This is a genomic window from Mycolicibacter kumamotonensis, from assembly GCF_002086285.1.
In the GTDB taxonomy this organism is placed as follows: domain Bacteria; phylum Actinomycetota; class Actinomycetes; order Mycobacteriales; family Mycobacteriaceae; genus Mycobacterium; species Mycobacterium kumamotonense.
On sequence record NZ_MVHU01000025.1, the window covers coordinates 1 to 20,025 of the forward strand.

20 protein-coding genes are annotated in these 20,025 nt (G+C 70.0%); 7 read left to right on the top strand and 13 right to left on the bottom strand.

Annotated elements, in window-relative coordinates; genetic code table 11:
* Positions 1–216: 216 nt before the first annotated feature.
* Complete coding sequence (locus BST28_RS15850) at positions 217–909, top strand: iron-dependent transcriptional repressor DtxR (RefSeq protein ID WP_019736942.1); 693 nt, start codon at positions 217–219, stop codon at positions 907–909.
* Positions 910–917: 8 nt separating this feature from the next.
* On the opposite strand, the gene BST28_RS15855 is transcribed toward BST28_RS15850, so the two are convergent.
* The gene (locus tag BST28_RS15855; protein ID WP_029249180.1) at positions 918–1,976 is read right to left on the bottom strand and encodes a DUF4192 domain-containing protein; all 1,059 of its coding nucleotides are present in this window, start codon (positions 1,974–1,976) and stop codon (positions 918–920) included.
* Between the two features lie 309 nt (positions 1,977–2,285).
* Between BST28_RS15855 and BST28_RS15860 the strand changes: the two genes are divergently transcribed.
* Positions 2,286–3,272, top strand: a complete 987-nt coding sequence (locus BST28_RS15860) for a proteasome assembly chaperone family protein (RefSeq protein WP_019736944.1) — start codon at positions 2,286–2,288, stop codon at positions 3,270–3,272.
* A 24-nt stretch (positions 3,273–3,296) separates the two neighbouring features.
* On the opposite strand, the gene BST28_RS15865 is transcribed toward BST28_RS15860, so the two are convergent.
* The 3 genes from BST28_RS15865 to BST28_RS15875 form a co-directional block, all read right to left on the bottom strand.
* A complete protein-coding gene (locus tag BST28_RS15865) occupies positions 3,297–3,782 on the bottom strand; it encodes a peroxynitrite isomerase (RefSeq protein ID WP_019736945.1) in 486 nt (161 codons plus the stop codon).
* Between the two features lie 35 nt (positions 3,783–3,817).
* A complete protein-coding gene (gene nrdR / locus BST28_RS15870; RefSeq protein WP_019736946.1) occupies positions 3,818–4,282 on the bottom strand; it encodes a transcriptional regulator NrdR in 465 nt (154 codons plus the stop codon).
* A 144-nt stretch (positions 4,283–4,426) separates the two neighbouring features.
* On the bottom strand, positions 4,427–4,933 hold the full coding sequence (locus BST28_RS15875; protein ID WP_065288253.1) for a LysM peptidoglycan-binding domain-containing protein: 507 nt from the start codon (positions 4,931–4,933) through the stop codon (positions 4,427–4,429).
* Between the two features lie 212 nt (positions 4,934–5,145).
* Between BST28_RS15875 and lexA the strand changes: the two genes are divergently transcribed.
* Complete coding sequence (gene lexA / locus BST28_RS15880; protein ID WP_019738236.1) at positions 5,146–5,853, top strand: transcriptional repressor LexA; 708 nt, start codon at positions 5,146–5,148, stop codon at positions 5,851–5,853.
* A gap of 15 nt (positions 5,854–5,868) precedes the next feature.
* Here the strand turns inward: lexA and folE are convergent, their stop codons facing one another.
* Positions 5,869–6,477, bottom strand: coding sequence for a GTP cyclohydrolase I FolE (gene folE / locus BST28_RS15885; RefSeq protein ID WP_019738237.1), 609 nt, complete (start codon positions 6,475–6,477; stop codon positions 5,869–5,871).
* A gap of 92 nt (positions 6,478–6,569) precedes the next feature.
* On the opposite strand from folE, the gene BST28_RS15890 reads away from it, so the two are divergent.
* From BST28_RS15890 to BST28_RS15900, 3 genes are read left to right on the top strand one after another with little or no spacing between them, the layout of a single operon-like run.
* Positions 6,570–7,247, top strand: coding sequence for a helix-turn-helix transcriptional regulator (locus BST28_RS15890; RefSeq protein WP_029249427.1), 678 nt, complete (start codon positions 6,570–6,572; stop codon positions 7,245–7,247).
* Positions 7,244–8,227, top strand: a complete 984-nt coding sequence (locus BST28_RS15895) for an NAD(P)H-dependent flavin oxidoreductase (protein ID WP_019738239.1) — start codon at positions 7,244–7,246, stop codon at positions 8,225–8,227. The genes BST28_RS15890 and BST28_RS15895 overlap by 4 nt, the downstream gene beginning before the upstream one ends.
* A gap of 14 nt (positions 8,228–8,241) precedes the next feature.
* Complete coding sequence (locus BST28_RS15900; protein ID WP_019738240.1) at positions 8,242–8,691, top strand: nuclear transport factor 2 family protein; 450 nt, start codon at positions 8,242–8,244, stop codon at positions 8,689–8,691.
* Here the strand turns inward: BST28_RS15900 and BST28_RS15905 are convergent, their stop codons facing one another.
* From BST28_RS15905 to BST28_RS15940, 8 genes are all read right to left on the bottom strand, one after another.
* On the bottom strand, positions 8,692–10,593 hold the full coding sequence (locus tag BST28_RS15905) for an LGFP repeat-containing protein (protein ID WP_065288255.1): 1,902 nt from the start codon (positions 10,591–10,593) through the stop codon (positions 8,692–8,694).
* Positions 10,594–10,833: 240 nt separating this feature from the next.
* Positions 10,834–11,994, bottom strand: coding sequence for an acyl-CoA dehydrogenase family protein (locus BST28_RS15910; protein ID WP_019738242.1), 1,161 nt, complete (start codon positions 11,992–11,994; stop codon positions 10,834–10,836).
* A gap of 103 nt (positions 11,995–12,097) precedes the next feature.
* Positions 12,098–13,417, bottom strand: coding sequence for a DEAD/DEAH box helicase (locus BST28_RS15915; protein WP_065288256.1), 1,320 nt, complete (start codon positions 13,415–13,417; stop codon positions 12,098–12,100).
* Between the two features lie 269 nt (positions 13,418–13,686).
* Positions 13,687–15,099: a GTPase HflX gene (gene hflX / locus BST28_RS15920; protein ID WP_029249431.1), complete on the bottom strand. Its 1,413-nt coding sequence runs from the start codon at positions 15,097–15,099 to the stop codon at positions 13,687–13,689.
* Complete coding sequence (gene dapF, locus BST28_RS15925) at positions 15,096–15,974, bottom strand: diaminopimelate epimerase (protein WP_019738258.1); 879 nt, start codon at positions 15,972–15,974, stop codon at positions 15,096–15,098. Before dapF ends, hflX begins: the two co-directional genes overlap by 4 nt.
* A 4-nt stretch (positions 15,975–15,978) precedes the next feature.
* The gene (gene miaA / locus BST28_RS15930; RefSeq protein ID WP_065288257.1) at positions 15,979–16,908 is read right to left on the bottom strand and encodes a tRNA (adenosine(37)-N6)-dimethylallyltransferase MiaA; all 930 of its coding nucleotides are present in this window, start codon (positions 16,906–16,908) and stop codon (positions 15,979–15,981) included.
* Positions 16,905–17,573 carry a class III extradiol ring-cleavage dioxygenase family protein gene (locus BST28_RS15935; protein WP_065288258.1) on the bottom strand — a complete coding sequence of 223 codons (669 nt, stop codon included), beginning with the start codon at positions 17,571–17,573 and terminating at the stop codon, positions 16,905–16,907. Before BST28_RS15935 ends, miaA begins: the two co-directional genes overlap by 4 nt.
* Before the next feature lie 9 nt (positions 17,574–17,582).
* The gene (locus tag BST28_RS15940) at positions 17,583–18,503 is read right to left on the bottom strand and encodes a DMT family transporter (protein WP_019735221.1); all 921 of its coding nucleotides are present in this window, start codon (positions 18,501–18,503) and stop codon (positions 17,583–17,585) included.
* Positions 18,504–18,687: 184 nt separating this feature from the next.
* Here BST28_RS15940 and BST28_RS15945 point away from each other — a divergent pair, with 184 nt between their 5' ends.
* Positions 18,688–20,019, top strand: coding sequence for a DUF349 domain-containing protein (locus tag BST28_RS15945; protein ID WP_083081831.1), 1,332 nt, complete (start codon positions 18,688–18,690; stop codon positions 20,017–20,019).
* Positions 20,020–20,025: the final 6 nt, after the last annotated feature.

Sequence of the window (20,025 nt, forward strand, 5' to 3'; positions counted from 1 at the left end):
CCCCCCCCCCGCCCCCCCGCCCCCCCCCCCGGCCCCCCCCCGGGCCCCCCCCCCCCCGGGCCCCCCCCCCCCCCCCCCCCCCCCCCCCCCCCCCCCGGCCCCCCCCCCGGGGGGGGGGGCCCCGGCGGACGCATCTGTCGTGCGGGTCGACTCGGCGTTGGTCGCTAACCGCGCGCGGGCCTGCCAAGTAGACTCAGCTGCGACGGAAGGTGCGGAATGAATGAGTTGGTTGATACCACGGAGATGTACCTCAGGACGATCTACGACCTTGAGGAAGAGGGTGTCACCCCCCTGCGTGCGCGGATTGCCGAGCGGCTCGAACAAAGCGGGCCGACCGTCAGCCAGACTGTGTCCCGGATGGAGCGCGACGGCCTGCTGAGGGTGGCCGGAGACCGTCACCTCGAACTCACCGAGAAGGGCCGCGCCCTGGCCGTCTCGGTGATGCGCAAACACCGGCTGGCCGAGCGGTTGCTCGTCGACATCATCGGACTGCCGCTCGAAGAGGTGCACGCCGAGGCCTGCCGTTGGGAGCACGTGATGAGCGAGGATGTCGAGCGACGCCTGGTCCAGGTGCTCGACAACCCCACCACCTCACCGTTCGGCAACCCGATCCCCGGTCTGTTGGATCTCGGTATCGGCGCGGACTCCGGGTCCTGGGACGCCGACCTGGTGCGGCTGACCGAACTGCCGGCCGGCTCACCGGTGGCGGTGGTGGTGCGTCAGCTCACCGAACATGTGCAAGGCGACATCGACTTGATCACCCGGCTGAAGGAGGCCGGTGTGGTCCCCAACGCGCGGGTGACGGTCGAGGCCGACGCCGACGACGGTGTGACCATCGTGATGCCCGGCCACACCGACGTCAGCCTGCCCTACGAGATGGCGCACGCCGTGAAGGTCCAGAAGGTCTGACCGGCGTTTCAACCGGCCCGCTGACCGAATTCCTGCCGTGGCGGGAGCCGCACCCCCAGCTGTGACGCCAGCCGGAATCCGGTGTCTGCCAACCCCCGGATCCGGTCCGGCCGCAAGCCCGACTGCAGCGCAGTGTCGAGCAGGCCCGCCATTCGGTGCCCGGGCACACAGCGCAATGCGGCCTCCAGCGACACCCCGGCCAGCGGCCCGTCTCCGCGCGCGTAGGCGCTGAACGCCAGCAAGACCAGCGCCTCAGACCGCCACGGCGCGGGCAAGACACGAGCCAGGACCGACCACAACATCTCAGCATCATCGGCGAGTTCACCGATTGCCAACGCGCACAGGGTGTCTCGGACCAGCACGTCGGTCAGCGAGCACCCCAGCCGCGCCAGCTCCGGCTCGGTCGGCTGCCGGCCGGCGCCCAGGGCGGCCACGGCCTGCAGCATCGCTTCGACATCACGGCGGGCCCGGTCGGACCCCTCGGAGGTTACGGCGGCCGCGCGGTCAGCCGCATAATCGTCGATCACCGTTGCCACCGCGGCACTGCTCGCCGCGTCGCCGGGGGCGATCACCGCCTGCAGGTCCGCGCGGCGAGGATAGAGTCGCCGACCCTCGAGCACCGCGGCAGCGGCCAGCGGGGACGCTTCCGGGTCTTCGACCGGGCCGCCCGCACCGCAGCCGTCGACGCAGTGCCACCGGCCCCCGCGCGCCACCCGGTCTACGACGTGCGCGCTGAGCAGCACGATGTCATTGCGCGACAACTCCGACGACAGGGCGTCGACCAGCCGGCGATGCTGGTCGTTGCAGAGCGGGCAGCGCGCCCCACCGGCATCGACGATCACCGCGATCGCCGCCGCCGGGGCGGCCGCCGCGGCGACGTCGGCGAGGTGGCCGACGCTGTCGGCGAGCTCCTCGGAGAGGTCGACCCGCAGCACCGAGCCCAGGTCGCCGCCGTCTACCGAGACCAGAATCAAAGACTTCTCCGGCACGAAGCCGAGGATGGCCGGCAGCGCCGCAATCAGCGCTCCGGGACGATTCAGGGTGAATTCCGGTTGCTTGGTCGTCATGGCAGCAACGTTGACGACGCCCACCGTCATCGGGGCGCGCCCGAGTCGGGTATCCGGCCACTTTGTGGATGAACCGGCAACTGTGAGCCAACGGCCCGGAACGGGCCGAATAAAATGGGAAGCCGCAACGGTTGCGCAGCTGCGGCACCGACTCGGGGATTTCATCGCTGACCGAACGGGAATCCTATGAGGGAATGCGGTCGTCGCACCCGCGCGTTTTCGATCACATACGCGCATCGTTTTTCGGTGCGGCCCGACGTGGGGGAAACTAGGCAGTGCAGTGCGTCTGCACACGGAGGAGGCGAGGCAATGGCCGACCACCCGGACACCGGTCCCGACCGGGGCCGGCACTACCAGGCCGAGCAGGGCGGTATGTACGAGCTGGAGGTTCCGGCTCCGCAGCTGACATCGCCGGACGGCGCGGGTCCGGTGCTGATCCACGCGCTGGAGGGCTTCTCCGACGCCGGGCATGCGATCCGCCTGGCCGCCAGCCACCTCAAGACCACCCTCGACAGTGAACTGGTGGCGTCGTTCGCCATCGACGACCTGCTCGACTACCGGTCGCGCCGGCCGGTCATGACGTTCAAGACCGACCATTTCACCCACTACGCCGAGCCCGAGCTCAGCCTGTATGCGCTGCGCGACACCGCGGGGACGCCGTTCCTTCTGCTGGCGGGCATGGAGCCGGACCTCAAGTGGGAGCGGTTCATCACCGCGGTGCGGCTGTTGGCCGAGCGGCTCGGGGTCCGGCGGACCATCGGGTTGGGCACCATCCCGATGGCCGTCCCGCACACCCGGCCGGTGACGCTGACCGCGCACTCCAACAACCGGGAGCTGATCAGCGATTTCACCCCGTGGATCGCCGAGGTCCAGGTGCCGGGCAGCGCGTCAAATCTGTTGGAGTACCGGATGGCCCAGCACGGCCACGAAGTGGTCGGGTTCACCGTGCATGTGCCGCACTATGTGTCCCAGACCGATTACCCCGAAGCGGCCGAGGCACTGCTGCGGCAGGCGGCACAGAGCGGCTCGTTGCAGTTGCCGCTCGCCGAACTCAGCCAGGCCGCGGCCGACATCCGGGCCAAGATCGACGAACAGGTCCAGGCGAGCACCGAGGTGGCTCAGGTGGTGGCGGCACTGGAACGCCAGTACGACGCGTTCATCGCCGCCCAGGAGAACCGCTCGTTGCTGGCGCGCGACGAGGATCTGCCCAGCGCCGACGAACTCGGCGCCGAGTTCGAACGGTTCCTGGCCCAGGAGGCCAAGAAGGATCGCCGCGACGACGGCGACACGGTGTGACCGGGCCGCGGTGTGGCGGCGGGCCTAGCCTGCTCGCCGCAGCGCGGCGGTGAGATGGTTCTGCGCCGGCTGCCCGACGGCGCCCATGTCCAACGTGTAGGACAACTCGTCGCCGGCGAGGCGGTAGTGACGGCGCAGTGCCGTCACCTCTTTGGCGGTGGGCGCCAGACCGATCGTCGGGGCGGACATCTCGAGTTCGATGCCGTCGGCGGTCAGCCGGTAGCTGCCCACCTCGATCTCGGTGATACCGCTCGGGTGGGCCAGCACCCACTCGATCCGGCCCGGTTCCGGCACTCGCAGGTACCCGGCCTCGGCGTGCAGCGGCAGACCGTCGGCGGCCGACTTGGTCTTCTGGCCGTAGACCAGAAACGGCTTGCCGACATGGGAGAACACCACCTCTTCGAGGTAGTCGAATGACGTGATCGTGGGGTAAACCCCGGAGCCCCGGCCGGACCAGGTGCCCAACAGCGGTGCCAGCTCCACAAGATTCGGGTGTAGGTCGGGTGCCATGGGGCCAGCGTAGTGCGCGCCACGGCGCACGAGTCTCAACCGGTGCTGGGCATCTCGCGGTGTTCGCGCAACGCCTCTATCTCGCGCTCGAAATCGGCCGCCGACGAGAACGAGCGATACACCGAGGCGAACCGTAGGTAGGCCACTTCGTCGAGTTCGCGCAGCGGACCCAGAATCGCCAAACCCACCTCGTGGCTGGGTATCTCCGGTGAGCCCGCCGCGCGCACCGCGTCCTCCACTTGTTGGGCCAAGAGGTTCAGGGCATCATCGTCGACATCGCGGCCCTGACAGGCCCGGCGCACCCCGCTGATGACCTTCTCCCGGCTAAACGGCTCGGTGACACCGCTGCGTTTCACTACGGCCAGCACCGCGGTCTCCACGGTGGAGAAGCGGCGGCCACATTCCGGGCAGGAGCGCCGGCGGCGAATCGCCTGGCCTTCGTCGGTTTCGCGGGAATCCACCACCCGGGAGTCTGGATGGCGACAAAACGGGCAATGCATGGCCGCTCCTTCGCCGTGCCGAGAGCCGGACACCTGCACGCGCTGAGGCGACCCGGACCGCTGGGACAAGTGTGAGCGTACCTGCGGGGGTGCCGGGCGGCGCGCCGCAGTCGACGCCGGCCAGGGCCGACCGGACACCGGCGGTCAGCCGATCGGTGTGATCAGCGTCTGGCCGGCGTCCAAGGCCACCGATTCCAGGCTGTTGAGCTCCCGGATGCGGTCGACGACCTGGGCGGTCGGTGCGTCCGGCGCGACCCGCGCCGCCAGGTGTTGCAGGTTCTCGCCGCTCTGCACCCGCACCACACCCAGTTGTTCCGGCACGGCGGGTGCGCCGCCGCCGGCCATCACCGCACCGAACTGGGCGATCAGCCCGAGCCACACCGTGATCCCCGCGGCGATCAGCGCCAGCACCACCGTGGTCGCCGGGGTGATGGGTTTGACGGGCTGCGGGCGGCGATGCGCCGTCCGCGACATCGGCACGGCGCTGCCTCGATGCGCGAGCGGTGCGCCGGCCGGCCGGGTCCGCACCAGCCGTGCCGGGCGGGTGTGCACCGCGCACGCCCGCCCCGACGTGCCGGGATCCCGACGTGGCCGGCGCTGTCCGGCCCCGGCCTGGTCGAACGTCGGAGCGATCGTGTCGATGAGCATCATGTGCGGTTCTCCCTCACTCGGCGTCGGCGAGCTGTTCGCTCGGCTGTTCGAATACTAATCGATTGTATGTTCGATGTCCGAACATGTGATCGATTCGTTGTCGAATACGTTAGCGAACACCACCGACAAGTCCGGGCGCGCTTCGAACGTCCGCGCGACACACCTCGAACACATGTTTGATTAATCGCGAGCAGGGGACTACATTCGCCGCTATGAGCGATAGCAGCAAGACGGCGGCCCCCGGACCTGCACCTGTACCTGCACCGGATTCACCGCTTACCGCCCGGCAGCGCACCATCCTCAACGTCATCCGGGCCTCGGTGAACGAACGGGGCTATCCGCCGAGCATCCGGGAGATCGGCGATGCCGTCGGGCTGACCTCGACCTCCTCGGTCGCGCATCAGTTGCGCACGCTGGAGCGCAAGGGCTATCTGCGCCGCGACCCCAATCGGCCCCGCGCCGTCGACGTCCGGGGACCAGAGGAATCGGCCCAGGCCGCCGAGGCGGCGCCACGCACCGACTTCGCCGGATCCGATGCGCTGCCCGAACCCACCTTCGTTCCGGTGCTGGGCCGGATCGCGGCCGGAGGTCCGATTCTGGCCGAGGAGGCGGTCGAGGATGTCTTCCCGCTCCCCCGCGAACTGGTGGGCGAAGGAGAACTGTTCCTGCTCAAGGTGGTCGGTGAGTCGATGGTGGACGCCGCGATCTGCGATGGCGACTGGGTGGTGGTGCGCCAGCAGAACGTCGCCGACAACGGTGACATCGTGGCCGCGATGATCGACGGTGAGGCCACCGTCAAGACCTTCAAACGGGCTGGCGGGCAGGTCTGGCTGATGCCGCACAATCCCGTTTTCGACCCCATCCCCGGCAACGACGCGGTCGTGCTGGGCAAGGTCGTCACCGTCATCCGCAAGGTCTGACGGTTTATCCGGCGGCTACCCGGTGACGCCGCCGATACCAATCAGGGAGAAGAACTCCTGACGCGAGCGCGCGTCGGTTCGCAACGTGCCCAGCAGAGTTGAGGTCACCGTGGTCGAACCGGTGGCGTGTACCCCGCGCAAGGTCATGCAGGTGTGCTCGGCGCGGATCACGACTCCCACGGCACGCGGCTGCAGGTGGTCGGTGAGCCAGTCGGCCACCTGCTTGGTGAGTCGTTCCTGCACCTGCGGCCGGCACGCGAAGTAGTCCACGACCCGGGCCAGCTTGGACAGGCCGAGGATGCGATCGCCGGGAAGGTAACCCACACAGGCGGTTCCGGTGAACGGCAACAGGTGGTGCTCGCAGACCGACCGGAGCGGGATGTCACGGACCAGGACCAGTTCGTCGTAGCCCTCGTCGTTGGGAAATGTGGTGGCTTCGAACGGCTTCGGGGTGAACATCTCGGCGTAGGCCCGCGCCATCCGGCGCGGCGTGTCCTGCAGGCTCTCGTCGTCGGTGGAGATGCCCAGCGCCTGCAGGAATGCCGCGGCGGCCTGCTCGGCGGCGGCCAGGTCCGGGACCGGCCGATCTACCACCCGCAGGTCGGCGTAGGCGGCTACCGACATCTCACTCTCCCCCATCGAATTCTCAAGCGTTGCGTTTAGATTGGCGGCATCCAATCCTATTTGTCAACATGTTTTGGTGTTACATTGGGGCAATGAGCACCTCTCCCTGTGGCCTGGATCCGTTAGCCGGGTTGAGCGCTTTAGATGATCCGGTACGGCAACGGCTCTATCAGTACATCGCGTCGTCCGACGAACCGGTGGCCCGCGAGGACGCAGCGGCCGCCGCGGGTATCAGTCGCACTCTGGCGGCCTACCACCTCGACAAACTGGCCAAGGCAGGGATCTTGTCGGTGAGTTATGCCCGGCCGGCCGGCCGTTCCGGGCCCGGCGCCGGACGCCCCGCCAAGCGTTACGCGCGCACCCGGGACGAGCTTTCGGTGAGCGTGCCACCGCGGAACTACCGGTTGCTGGCCGATCTGTTGGTCACCGCCATGGCCGCCGATGACGCCGGTACCGTGCGCTCGGCGATCTCGGCGGCGGCCCGCCGGGCCGGTCGGGACGTCCCGGCTCAGCGGGGCATCGTGAGCACGCTCGAAGACTTCGGCTACGAGCCGGTGGTGAACGCGGCCGGGGACATCGAGCTGCGCAACTGTCCCTTCGAACAGCTTGCCCGCCAATACACCGAGGCGGTGTGCGGGCTCAACCTGGACCTGATCCAGGGCATGCTGGAAGGGGCCGGCGAGCCGCCCCAGCGCGCGGCGCTGACGCCGTGCGAGCGGCGCTGCTGCGTCACGGTCCGGGCCCGTCGATACCGAGGTCGGCAACGATGAGCCTGATGGAGTCGCTGGGACTGAGCGTCCCGGTCATGCAGGCCGGCATGGGCGGCGGCGTGGCCGGGGCGGAGTTGGCCGGTGCGGTTTCAGCGGCCGGCGGGCTGGGCACCGTCGGGCTGAGCGATCCGCGCAGCTTCGGCGAGGAGCTGCGCCGTGCCGTGGCACTCGCCGGTGGCCGGCCGGTGGCAGCCAATCTGCTGGTGCCGCTCACCCGCCGCGCCCACATCGACGCGTGCATCGCGGCCGGTGCCGCCCTGGTGGTGTTGCACGACGGCGCTCCGGCGCGGTGGATCGCGGCGCTGCGCAACGCGCGAATCCCGGTGCTGTGCACCGCCGGTGATACCGCCCAGGCTCGCCAGGCGCTGTCCGCCGGCGCCGACGGACTGGTGGCGCAGGGCGTCGAAGCGGGCGGCCACCTGGTGGCGGAGCGGCCGCTGGAGGTGACGCTGCCCGAGGTGCTCGAGGCGGCGGGAGCTGCACCGGTGCTGGCAGCCGGCGGAGTCGCCAGCGCCGACGATGTCCGGGCACTGCTGGCCGCCGGGGCCCAAGGGGCGATCGCCGGTACCCGCTTTCTGCTCACCGAGGAGTCCGGTGCCCACCCCGCCTACAAGCGCAAGGTGCTGGGCGCCCAGCGGACCATCCGCACCATGTTGTTCGGGATGGGCTGGCCGCTGGCACACCGGGTGGTTCCGAACGCACTCACCGAACGATGGTGCGCCCGAAACGAACTCGGGCCGCGGCCGGTGCGCGCACTGAATCGGATCACCGCGCCGCTGGGTCGGCTGCTGCCGGTGGGCGCCCAGGACACGCTGCTGGCCCTGCAGCGGCCGGCGCTACCGTTCTACACCCCGGCGCTGCCGCTGGCCGGAATGGATGCGGCCATGGTGGAACGGTCGGCGCTCTACGCCGGCGAGACCATCCACCGCATCCATGACATCGTTTCCGCGGCCGAAGCCCTGGCCCGGTTGACCCCGTAGCGAGGTAGGTCAGCATGTTTCCTCCGTGCCCGCCGTTCGACGAAGACTCTGCGCTACGCAAAGTTCAAGCCGCCGAGGACGCCTGGAACACAAGGGATCCCGACCAGGTGGCTCAGGCCTACACCGAGGACTCGGTATGGCGGAACCGCGATGAGCACATCACCGGTCGCGCCCAGATCGCGGCGTTCTTGCGACGCAAGTGGGCACGTGAGCGCGACTACGCACTGCGCAAGGAGCTGTGGTGCTACCACGGCAATCGGATCGCGGTGCGCTACCAGTACGAAAGCCGCGACGCCGACGGCCAGTGGTGGCGCAGCTACGGCAACGAACTGTGGGAGTTCGCCGACGACGGTTTGATGAGGCGCCGCGAGTCCAGCATCGACGACGTCGCGATCACCGAAGATCAGCGGCGGATCTTCGGGCCGCGCCCGGACGGCGAGCGAAATACCCTGCCGCTGTGGTGATCAGCCGGCCCTGGTGAATCCGTTGAGTCGGGCCGCGTCCTCGGTAGCGAACCAGATCTCGGCGAGCGTGTCGTCGTAGAGGGCGTTCTGCGGCGTGTAGTACAGCCCGGAACCGATGTTCGCCTTGATCGGGTAACCGTCCGGCTGCTGGTAGGGGTCATCCAGCGGTAGGTGCATCACCGGATGCGCCGACTCTTCACCCCCGCGGCGACGCTGGCCGGCGCCGAAGGCCCCGGACCCGAAAGCACCCGATTCCGCGCCGGAAACACCGTGACCCACCGCGTGCCGGCCGGTACCCAGATCGTCCTCGGTGACCACCCGGGTCGGCGCGGTGTCCGCGTCGTCATCGTCGTCGGGTTCGGCTTCGTCGTGCAGGCCGGCGTCGGACTCGCCGTAGTGCAGCCAGGGCGCGTCCGGAATCGACTGACCCGGAGCCTCCGCCTCGCCGGCCCCGTAGGGCGAACTGCCGTAGCGACTCGGCAGCCGGACCGTGCCCTCATGGTCTGGTTCGTGGTGGGCCCACTGCTCGTCATCGTCGTCGTAGTCGTCACTGACCGGGGCGGGCATGGCGACCGGCGCGCTCCCGGCGGCCGGAGCCGGCCGGCGCCGCTGCCACCACATCGCCGCGGCCGCCAGCGCCCCCAGCACCACCAGCACGGCAACCGGGATGAGCACCCACAGCCAGTTCCAGTGCGTCTCCTTCGCTACTCCCGGCGAGGTGGAAGTGCTGGGGCTGGGCAGGTTCATCCCGGGAATCTGCAAGCCCGACAGGTCCTGCGCCAGGTCGGCCGGTTCGGTGCTGAAGGCGTTGGTGGCCTGGTTCCAAGACACCGTGCCGCCGGTGAACTTCTGCGAGACCACGTCCCCGTCGACGGTCTGGTCGCCCACCGGGGCGCCCAGCTTTCCAGACGCGCCGTCGAGTTTGTCCCAGGCGGCCTTCATCGCGCTGCGCACCACGAAGGCGCCATTGTCCGGACTGAAGAAGATCACCGGATCATCGTCGGCGGCAAAGGAATTGAACTTGCTGCCGGGAATGGCACCGTCGGCCGTACTGGTGAGGGGGAAGCCCAGATCGCTGCCGGCCGGCCCGCCGAGGGACTCGTACTTGGCCAACACGTCGCCTTCGAGCGCGTTAGCGCCGGTGGTCGGCGAGAAGTACACCTTGCCGCGGGCGAAATCCTGGCCCACCCCGTCGGTGCCGATCACATACTCGTCGCCCTGCTTGGCCCCCAGCGAACCCGAGGGGCCGCCGGCGGTGCGCCAGGCCTGGTCGATGGCCGCGGTCGGGTCGAGCTGAACTTGCAGATCGGCCAGCTGCGCCGCCAGCTCCGGCGGCACCGTGGTGAACGTCCTGGTCGCACCGTCGAACGACAGTGTGCCGGCGCTGAACTTCTGGGTCACCACCGCACCGTCGTAGTTCTCGTCCTCGACCGGCACGCCGAGCGGGCCGGTGGAGCTGCCCAGTTTGTCCCAGCCGGCGTTGATCGGGCCGCGCACCACATGGGCACCGTGGTCTGGTGTCCAGAAGATCACCGGGTTGTCGGGGCCGGAGAAGATCGCAACGCGGCTGCCCGGGACCAGCCCCGGCACCTCGTCGATGTTGGGAAAACCGAGGTCGCTGGTCGCTGCCCCGCCCATCGACTCGTACTTGTCGAGAATGGCGCCGAAGAGCGCCCTGGCGCCGGTCTCCGGGGTGAAGAAAATCGTCCCACCGGTGAAGTCCTGGGCGAATCCGACGCCGGCCGGGTGCACGTCGCCCTTGGGCGGACCTAGTGGTGAACCATCGCCGCCGGCCGCCTGCCATGCCGCGGTGATGGCGTCGTGGGCGTCGCTGTCGGGCGTCGCCGCCGCGGTCTGTACCGACAAGAGCACGGTGACCGTCGCCGCGAGGCTGAGCGCCATGCGCACCGCCGTCTTGCCGAACCGATCTTTCCGACTAGTCACCAGCCCTCCCAGGCACCGCAATCGACACAAACGTTTCCGGCATAGACTTTCCCGCAATCGACCCGTATTGCGAAGCGAAGTCATCGATATTGCGGAAACAGATACCCAGCCGATGCCGAATCGATGCCCAAGTCAGCTGCCGCAGACGAGCACCCGAGGCCGCTGAATGAGCAGCTCAGCGCCTCGATCTCCCCGGGACTAGACGCCCAGGCTGCGGCCGATGATCTCCTTCATGATCTCGGTGGTGCCGCCGTAGATCGTCTGCACGCGCGCATCCAGGTAGGCCCGGGCGATCGGGTATTCGCGCATGTAGCCGTAGCCGCCGTGCAGCTGCAGGCAACGGTCGATGAGGTGGACCTGCTTCTCGGTGCTGTACCACTTGGCCATCGCGGCCTGCTCCGCCGTCAGCTGCTTATCCAGATGCAGCCGGATGAACTCGTCGACCATCATCCGCACCACGGTGGCCTCGGTGGCCAGCTCGGCCAGCAGGAACCGGCTGTTCTGGAAGCTGCCGATCGGCTTGCCGAACGCCTTGCGCTCCTTGGTGTAGCTGATGGTCTGCTCGAGCGTGGCCTGCATCGCCGCAGCGGCCATGATCGCGATCGAGATCCGTTCCTGCGGCAGGTTCTGCATCAGGTAGATGAAGCCCATGCCCTCCTGGCCGAGCAGGTTCTCGACCGGCACGTGCACGTCGGTGAACGACAGCTCGGCGGTGTCCTGGGCGTCCAGCCCCACCTTGTCCAGGTGGCGTCCGCGCTCGAAGCCCTCCATGCCGCGTTCCACCACCAACAGGCTGAATCCCTGGGCGCCCTTCTCCGGGTCGGTTTGGGCGACCACGATCACCAGGTCGGAGTGGATACCGTTGGTGATGAACGTCTTGGAACCGTTGAGCACGTAGTGGTCGCCCTGTTTGACCGCCCGGGTCTTGATGCCCTGCAGGTCGCTGCCCGTTCCGGGTTCGGTCATCGCGATCGCGGTGATCAGTTCACCGGTGCAGAACTTGGGCAGCCAGCGCTGCTTCTGCTCCTCGTTGCACAGTTCCAGCAGGTACGGCGCGCAGACATCGTTGTGCAGGCTGAACCCGATACCGCTGTAGCGCCCGGCGGTGGTCTCCTCGGTGAGGATCGTGTTGTACCGGAAGTCCGGGTTGCCGCCGCCGCCGTACTCCTCGGGCACCGCCATACCCAAGAAGCCCTGCTTGCCGGCTTCGAGCCAGACACCGCGGTCGACGATCTTGGCCTTCTCCCACTCCTCGTGGTGCGGCGCGACGTGGCGGTCCAGAAACGCCCGGTAGGCCTCCCGGAACAATTCGTGCTCAGGCTCGAACAGGGTTCGCTGGTACTTGATTGCGGCGCTCATCGCCTGACCTCCGGGATCGACGGATTCTTTCCGACGACAATAGACCAACCGGATGGTTGGTAGGCCCTGCGGTCCGGGTTGACGCGCCCGAGCCGGTGTGGACCTACCGCGCGTCCGCCCCGGCACGCCGCGGCCCGCCCCGCCGCGCGGGACGCTGAGACGCGCCACGCCGGCGCCGCCCGCCGCCGCCCGCTGCCCGGCCCGGCGCCTGCGGCGACGCCGAACGCGCCGGTGGGGCCACCTTGGGCTTCGGCATCTGCAACGGTGCGACGTCGCCGACCAGCGCCTGCACCGGCACGGAGTCGGCGCTGACCTGTTGCGGAGCGACGGTGATCCCGGCCCGGCGCAGCAACACCTGGGTGTCCTTGCGCTGGTCGGGCAGCACCACGGTGACCACGTCGCCGGCGCTGCCGGCGCGTGCGGTGCGGCCCGAGCGGTGCAGGTAGGCCTTGTGTTCGGCCGGCGGGTCGACGTGGACCACCAGCTGCACCTCATCGACGTGCACGCCGCGCGCGGCGATGTCGGTGGCCACCAGCACCCGGGCGGCTCCGGTGCTGAACGCGGCCAGGTTGCGGTCCCGCGCGGGCTGAGACAGGTTGCCGTGCAGGTCGACCGACGGGATCCCGGCCTCAGTCAGCTGCCGGGCGAGCTTGCGGGCCTGATGTTTGGTGCGCATGAACAGGATTCGGCGGCCGGTGCCAGACGCCAGCCGGTGCACCAGATCCTTCTTGTCCTGCGCCCCGGCGACGTGGAACACGTGATGGGTCATGGCCGGCGGCGGCGCGGCAATGTCATCGACCGAATGCGAGACCGGGTCATGCAGGAAACGCCGCACCAGCTTGTCCACCCCGTTGTCCAGGGTGGCCGAGAACAACAGCCGCTGGCCGGCGGCGGGCGTGGCGGCCAGAATCCGGGTGACACCCGGCAGGAAGCCGAGGTCGGCCATGTGGTCGGCTTCGTCGAGCACGGTGACCTGCACCGCGTCCAGGCTGATCAGTCGCTGCTTCATCAAGTCTTCGAGGCGCCCGGGGCAGGCCACCACGATGTCGGCGCCGCCGCGCAGTGCGGTCTCCTGCCGGCTCTGCGCCACTCCGCCGAAGATGGTGGTGACCTGCAGGCCGTACGCCGCCGCAAGGGGTTTGACGGTCGCGGTGATCTGGGTGGCCAGCTCCCGGGTGGGCGCGAGCACCAGGCCCGACGGCCGGTTCGGGCGTCGTTTGGCGCCGGCCAGCCTGGCTACCAACGGAATTGCGAACGCCAGCGTCTTACCGCTGCCGGTCTTGCCACGGCCCAGCACGTCGCGACCGGCCAGAGTGTCGGGCAGGGTCCGGATCTGAATCGGGAAGGGTTCGGTGATTGTGCTGTCGTTCAGCGCCGCCACAAGTGGTGCGGGCACGCCGAGGGAGGCAAAGGATGGGTTCATGAATGCGGTGCCTTTCAGGCATCGGTTGCGCAGGCTGCCGTGACGACGGGGTCTATCGGTTGAGCGCAAAGTGGCGAGATTGCCGGTGAGCAATATCGATCGCCGCGAGAAGAGCTTGTGCTGGATCGCACCTCTCACCACAGAGGTCGGCGGTGAGTAAGCGTTCCACGACGTACTGGCGTCACTTCCTTCACACCAGTGTTGGGTTCCAGCCTAGCGCACCCGTGCGCACACCCCGAAACCGTGTGACCGATCACACGCCGAACGGGCTAGCAGCGGTCGAATTCGCGCAGGCTGGCCGCCAGTGCGGCCGGGACCCGGGCGCGGATCCGGGTACCGCCCTCGCCGTGCTCGGTGTGCTGCACCCTGCCCTGGTCATGCACTCGGGCCACCAAATCGCCGCGGCCGTAAGGGATGACGACGTCCACGGCGGTGTCGACCGGCGCCACCAGTTGTCCCATTCGGCGGCGCAGCGCGTCGATACCGTCGCCGGTGCGCGCCGAAACGAACACCGCGTCGGGCAGCGCACGGCGCAGCTGAGCTAACGTCAGATCTCCGGCGGCGTCAATCTTGTTGACCACCAACAGTTCCGGCGCCGGTTTGCCATCCCGCTCGGCGATCACCTCGGAGATCACCTGACGCACCGCGCTGATCTGGGCCAGCGGTGCGGGGTCGGAACCGTCGACCACATGCACCAGCAGGTCGGCGTCGGCGACCTCCTCCAGTGTGGACCGGAACGCCTCCACCAACTGGGTGGGCAGATGGCGCACGAAACCGACCGTGTCGGTCAGCACGAAGGGCCGTTCGTCATCGAATTGTCCACGGCGCGTGGTGGGTTCCAGCGTGGCGAACAGCGCGTCTTGGACCAGCACGCCGGCCCCGGTGAGTGCATTGAGCAGACTGGACTTGCCGGCGTTGGTGTAGCCCACGATCGCCACCGACGGCACGTCGCTGGTCAGGCGGCGGCTGCGCTGGGTGTCGCGCACCTGTTTCATCGCCTTGATCTCACGGCGCAGCTTGGCCATCCGCTCCCGGATGCGGCGCCGGTCGGTTTCGATCTTGGTCTCACCGGGGCCGCGCAACCCCACCCCGCCGCCGCTGCCGCCGGCCCGGCCACCGGCCTGCCGCGACATCGACTCGCCCCAGCCGCGCAGCCGCGGCAGCATGTACTGCATCTGGGCCAGCGCCACCTGCGCTTTGCCCTCGGCGCTGGTGGCGTGCTGGGCGAAGATGTCCAGGATCAGCGCGGTGCGGTCGATCACCTTGACCTTGACCGCCTTCTCCAGCGCGGTCAGCTGCGCCGGAGACAGCTCTCCGTCGCAGATGACGGTGTCGGCGCCGGTCGCCAGCACCACCTCACGCAGCTCGACGGCTTTCCCGGAGCCGATGTAGGTCGACGGGTCGGGCCGATCCCGGCGCTGGATCAGCCCTTCGAGCACCTCGGAGCCGGCGGTTTCGGCCAGCGCCGCCAGCTCCACCATGCTGGCGTCGGCCTCGGCGGCGCTGCCCTCGGTCCACACCCCGACCAACACCACCCGCTCCAGCCGCAGCTGGCGGTACTCGACCTCGGAGACGTCGGCGAGTTCGGTGGACAGCCCCGCGACCCGGCGCAGCGCCGAGCGGTCGTCGAGGGCGAGCTCACCGGTGCTCGGCGGTGGTGGCCCGGACTCGGGATAGCTCACTGCGCCGCCCACCACCCCGAGGCGATGTCCCCGCGCGCCACCAGTTCCGACGGACCGCGAAGGTAGCTGGTCGCCTCGGTGACGGTGACGCTGACCTGCCCGCCCGGGATGTCGACGCGCAGTGTGCCGGTCGAGGCACCGGAGTGGGCCAGCGCGGCCACCGCCGCGGCCACCGTGCCGGTGCCGCAGGACCGGGTCTCGCCGACCCCGCGCTCGTGCACTCGCATCGCGACCGCGCCGTCGTGGACAGCGGTCAGGATCTCCACGTTCACCCCGTCGGGAAACTGGGCCCGGTCGAACGAGACCGGTGCGGCCACATCCAGGGCCGCTAGCTCGGCGATCGACAGCCCCGGATCCACGCACGCCAGGTGCGGATTGCCGACGTCGACCCCGAGCCCGGCGAATCGCCGCCCGCCGACCAGGGCTTCGAAAGCCGGGCCTCCGCTGCCGAGCCGGTTCGGTTTACCCATGTCGACGGTGACCTCGGCACGCACCTCGTCGGCGTGGTGCACGGTCACCGGGCGCGGCCCGGCCAGCGAGCCGATGACGAACTCGTCGCGGGATTCCAGACCGGTGGCCCGCAGGTAGTGGGCGAAGACCCGGACCCCGTTGCCGCACATCTCGGCCACCGACCCGTCGGCGTTGCGGTAGTCCATGAACCAGTCCTCGGCGGAGACCCCTTCGGGCAGCCGGCCGAGCACTCCGGCGGCGGCCGCGGCACCGGCGGTGGTCACCCGCAACAACCCGTCGGCGCCCAAGCCGCGGTGCCGGTCGCACAGGGCGGCCACCGCCGCGGGGGTCAGGTCCAGTTCCACGCCCAGATCCGGCAAGACGACGAAGTCGTTCTGGGTGCCGTGTCCCTTGGCGAAGAGCATGCGCTCAGGATACTTGCCGCCACGCGGTCAGCGCTGCGTCGAGCAGACCGTCGGCGGCACCGTCCAACCAGGTGATGCGGTGGTCGCGGCGAAACCAGGAACGTTGGCGGCGCACATAGCGGCGGGTGCCGATGAAGGTCTGCTCGCGCGCCGCGGCCAGCTCGCGGTCCCCGCCGCCGGCATCGAGTGCGGCGATCACCTGGGCGTAGCCCAGCGCGCGGGCGGCGGTGACCCCGTCGCGCAGCCCGGCCGCCAGCAGCGTCTGAACTTCTGAGACCAGTCCGCGGGCGAACATCGTCTCGGTGCGGGCGGCCAGTCGTTCGTCGAGCAGGGTGGTGTCGCAGTCCAGGCCGATGATCACCGTGCCCCAGCGGGGCGCGCCGATGGTGGGCGCGGACGCGGCGAACGGCTGGCCGGTCAGCTCGACCACCTCCAGCGCCCGCACGATCCGTCTGCCGTCGGTGGGCAGGATCGCCGCCGCGGCGGCCGGGTCGGCAACGGCCAGCTCGGCGTGCAACGCCGCCACCCCGACCTGGGACAGCCGTCGCTCGTAGCGGGCCCGCACCGCCGGATCCGTGGCCGGAAACGACCAGTCGTCGAGCAGTGCCTGCAGATACAGCATCGACCCGCCGACGATGATCGGGACCGCACCGCGGCCGGCGATCGCCTCGACATCGGCGGCGGCGGCCTGCTGGTAGCGGGCGACGGTCGCGGTCTCGGTGACGTCGAGGACGTCGAGTTGGTGATGCGCGATGCCGCATCGCTCCTGCGGCGACAGCTTGGCGGTGCCGATGTCCATGCCGCGGTAGAGCTGCATGGCGTCGGCGTTGACGATCTCCGCCGATGTCCCCGATTCCCCCAGAGCTTCGGCGAGCTCCAGGGCGAGCTGCGACTTGCCGGTGCCGGTGGGACCGACCACGGCGATCGGTCTCACGGCTCCCAGACTCCGACGAAGTAGCCGACTCCGTAGGGGGCGTCACGGTAGAGCTGGGTGGCGCTGCGGGGTGTGGTCCCGGCCAGTCCGGCCAGCGCCGCGAAACCCGCCCGCCCGACGATCTGCGGCGGCAATGCGGCCAGGGCGGCGGCGTCGCCGGCGGCCAGGGCGTCGTCGAGGGCGCGCTGGCGGTCGATGTCGGCCGGGTGATGCCCGCCCGGTGCGGCCGCGGTCAAGGTGGTGGCACCGTCGGCCACCACCAGCACCCCGATCGGCTCCGGTGACCGGTCGATCTCGGCGCGCAGTCGCCGCCCGGCGGCCACCGCGGCGGCCGGCTCGCTGTGGGCGTGCACCACCACCGAGGCATCCGGCCCGATCCGTCCGCGCACCCACCCGGCGACCAAGGCGCACAGCGGCAGGTCGGCCGTCCGGTCGGCGCCCGGTGAGAGGCGCACGGTCACGTCGGCGCCGAATCCCGCGAAGGTGCCCGCACTGTCAGGGCCGTGCACCGCGGTGTCGCCGGCACCGAGGGCCAGCCAGCGTGGCGGCAGGGATCCCGCGGCGGCCAGCGCCGCGGCCCGCAGCTCGGCCGCCTCCGTGGCGGCACCGGCCAGTTCGGGCACCAGCACCGGCGCCGAAGGCATGATCGCTATCGGGCCCAGCACGAAACCAAATTAGCTGCTCGTCGGCGAGGGCACCGGGTCAGCCCGGTCGGCGCCGCCGGCCTCGGCGACGATGGTGGCGGCCTCACCGCGCGCCAGCGCCGCCGTCGCGATGACGATCAGCACCACCCCGATGATCACCGCGGCATCCTCGACCCCGCCGGCCTGAATGTGCTCGTTGAGCAGCAGCACGCCCAGCGCACTGGCCACCAGCGGTTTGGCCACGATCATCGTCGGCATCGAGGCGGTCAGCGCGCCGGCCCGAAACGCCGACTGCTGGAAGATCATGCCGGCCAGCGTCGCCACCAGCCACGGCACCACCACGGGCGACTCCAGCGCGTCTTCCAGGCCTTCGGCCTTGATCAGCTCCACGAGCACTTTCGTCAGCAACGCGAACACCGCCAGCGAAGTACCGGCCACCACCGCCAGCAGCACCGCGGCGGCCGGCCGGCCCCGCAGCCTGCGGGCACCCACCACGCAGGCCAGCAACAACGTCACCACCACCACCGACACCGCGATCCAGGTGCTCGCCGGCGCGTGCTGCTTGCCCTCGGTCGGGTCACCCACGACCACCACCACCGCCAGCGCCGCGGCCAGCACCACGGCCCACATCCACTCCCAGTTGCTGACCCGGCGATGAGTCAGCCAGGCGTACATCGGCAGCGCGAACAGCAGCGCGGTCACCTGCAGCCCGGTCACCAGCATCACCGAGCCCACCGCCAGTGCCACCGCCTGCAGCGCGTAGTTGGCCACCGCCGCGGCGCCGCCGCCCCACCAGCGCGGGTCGCGCAGCGACAACCAGAACAACTGCAGGTGACCGACCTGCCGGTCGGTGATCTCCTGGGCGGACCGCTGGCGAATCACGTCGCCGATCGCGGACGCCAGCGCGGCGCACAGAGCGAGCAGCGCCGCGATGACATTGCCTGTCGACATGAGCCTCCCTCAACCGGCGCAAGAATACAGGCCGGAGCCGGGTCGGCCCGGCTGCTGGCGAGATGGCCGCGCAGGACGGCGGGTAACTGCTTGAATACTCTTGAATGTTTCTAGGCAGATCGAAGGCGCCGCGGTGCGCGGCAGATGCGCGGGTCTACCCGCGAAGGGTTAGGTGACGACAGCGATGACCATCGACAGCGGTTCGTCCGCCCCCGCTCCACGCCCGGGGCCACGCCCGGGGCCCCGTCCCGGCCCCAAACCGGGTGCTCGGCCCGGCCCGGTGATCGCCGCTCCCCCGACCGGCGATCCGCACCGATTCGGCCGGGTCGACGACGACGGCACCGTATGGCTGGTCACCTCGGCCGGTGAGCGGCAGATCGGCTCCTGGCAGGCCGGCGACCGCGAGGCCGCGTTCGCGCACTTCGGCCGGCGATTCGACGACCTGAGCACCGAGGTCACCCTGCTCGAGGAGCGGCTGGCCTCCGGAAGCGGCGACGCTCGCAAGATCAAGGCGTCCGCGACGGCGCTGGCCGAGTCACTGCCCACGGCCAGCGTCCTCGGTGACGTCGACGCGCTGGCGGCACGCATCGCCGCGGTCAGTGAGCACGCCGACGCCATCGCCGCCGCCAACCGGGCCCAGCGCGACGAGCAGCGGGCCGCGGCGACGGCCCGCAAGGAGGCGCTGGCCGCCGAGGCAGAGGAGCTGGCCGCCAATTCCACGCAGTGGAAAGCCGCCGGTGACCGGCTGCGAACCATCCTCGAGGAGTGGCGCACGATCACCGGTCTGGACCGTAAGACCGACGACGCCCTGTGGAAGCGGTACGCGGCGGCCCGGGACACCTTCAACCGGCGTCGCGGGTCGCACTTCGCCGAACTCGACCGGGGGCGGGCCGGGGCGCGCGAGGAGAAAGAACGATTGTGCCGGCGCGCGGAGGAGCTGGCGGGCTCGACCGACTGGGCGGCCACCAGTGCCGCGTTCCGGGAGTTGCTCAACACCTGGAAGGCGGCCGGGCGGGCCAGCCGGGACGTCGACGAGGCGCTGTGGCAGCGGTTCAAGGCCGCGCAGGACACCTTCTTCACGGCGCGCAACGCCGCCAACGCCGAACGCGACGCCGAACTGGTCACCAATGCCACGGCGAAGGAGGCGCTGCTGGCCGAGGCGGAGCGGATCGACCCGGCCAACCAGCATGCCGCGCGCGCCGCGCTGCGCTCGATCGTCACCAAATGGGACGCGATCGGCAAGGTGCCCCGGGAGCGCTCCGCCGAACTGGAGCGGCGACTGCGGGCGGTGGAGAAGAAGGTGCGGGACGCCGGCGCCGCCGCGGACGCCTCCGGGGTGGATCCGGAGGCCGAAGCCCGCGCCGCCCAGTTCCGTACCCGCGCTGAGCAATTCGAACGTCAAGCACGCAAGGCCCAGGCCGCGGGGCGGGAGAAGGAGGCCGCGGAGGCCACCGCCAGCGCCGAGCAGTGGCGGCAATGGGCCCAGGCCGCCGAACAGGCGCTCAACCGGCGCTGACCCGGC

Excerpts from the sequence above, each read along its gene's own strand:
- BST28_RS15915 (WP_065288256.1), bottom strand. The coding sequence starts at position 13,417 with ATGAACCCATCCTTTGCCTCCCTCGGCGTGCCCGCACCACTTGTGGCG.
- BST28_RS15900 (WP_019738240.1), top strand. The coding sequence starts at position 8,242 with ATGTTTCCTCCGTGCCCGCCGTTCGACGAAGACTCTGCGCTACGCAAA.
- BST28_RS15865 (WP_019736945.1), bottom strand. The coding sequence starts at position 3,782 with ATGGCACCCGACCTACACCCGAATCTTGTGGAGCTGGCACCGCTGTTG.
- BST28_RS15855 (WP_029249180.1), bottom strand. The coding sequence starts at position 1,976 with ATGACGACCAAGCAACCGGAATTCACCCTGAATCGTCCCGGAGCGCTG.
- BST28_RS15895 (WP_019738239.1), top strand. The coding sequence starts at position 7,244 with ATGAGCCTGATGGAGTCGCTGGGACTGAGCGTCCCGGTCATGCAGGCC.
- BST28_RS15875 (WP_065288253.1), bottom strand. The coding sequence starts at position 4,933 with ATGATGCTCATCGACACGATCGCTCCGACGTTCGACCAGGCCGGGGCC.
- BST28_RS15860 (WP_019736944.1), top strand. The coding sequence starts at position 2,286 with ATGGCCGACCACCCGGACACCGGTCCCGACCGGGGCCGGCACTACCAG.
- nrdR (WP_019736946.1), bottom strand. The coding sequence starts at position 4,282 with ATGCATTGCCCGTTTTGTCGCCATCCAGACTCCCGGGTGGTGGATTCC.
- BST28_RS15940 (WP_019735221.1), bottom strand. The coding sequence starts at position 18,503 with ATGTCGACAGGCAATGTCATCGCGGCGCTGCTCGCTCTGTGCGCCGCG.
- BST28_RS15945 (WP_083081831.1), top strand. The coding sequence starts at position 18,688 with ATGACCATCGACAGCGGTTCGTCCGCCCCCGCTCCACGCCCGGGGCCA.
- dapF (WP_019738258.1), bottom strand. The coding sequence starts at position 15,974 with ATGCTCTTCGCCAAGGGACACGGCACCCAGAACGACTTCGTCGTCTTG.
- BST28_RS15890 (WP_029249427.1), top strand. The coding sequence starts at position 6,570 with ATGAGCACCTCTCCCTGTGGCCTGGATCCGTTAGCCGGGTTGAGCGCT.
- BST28_RS15850 (WP_019736942.1), top strand. The coding sequence starts at position 217 with ATGAATGAGTTGGTTGATACCACGGAGATGTACCTCAGGACGATCTAC.
- BST28_RS15905 (WP_065288255.1), bottom strand. The coding sequence starts at position 10,593 with ATGGCGCTCAGCCTCGCGGCGACGGTCACCGTGCTCTTGTCGGTACAG.
- lexA (WP_019738236.1), top strand. The coding sequence starts at position 5,146 with ATGAGCGATAGCAGCAAGACGGCGGCCCCCGGACCTGCACCTGTACCT.
- folE (WP_019738237.1), bottom strand. The coding sequence starts at position 6,477 with ATGTCGGTAGCCGCCTACGCCGACCTGCGGGTGGTAGATCGGCCGGTC.
- BST28_RS15910 (WP_019738242.1), bottom strand. The coding sequence starts at position 11,994 with ATGAGCGCCGCAATCAAGTACCAGCGAACCCTGTTCGAGCCTGAGCAC.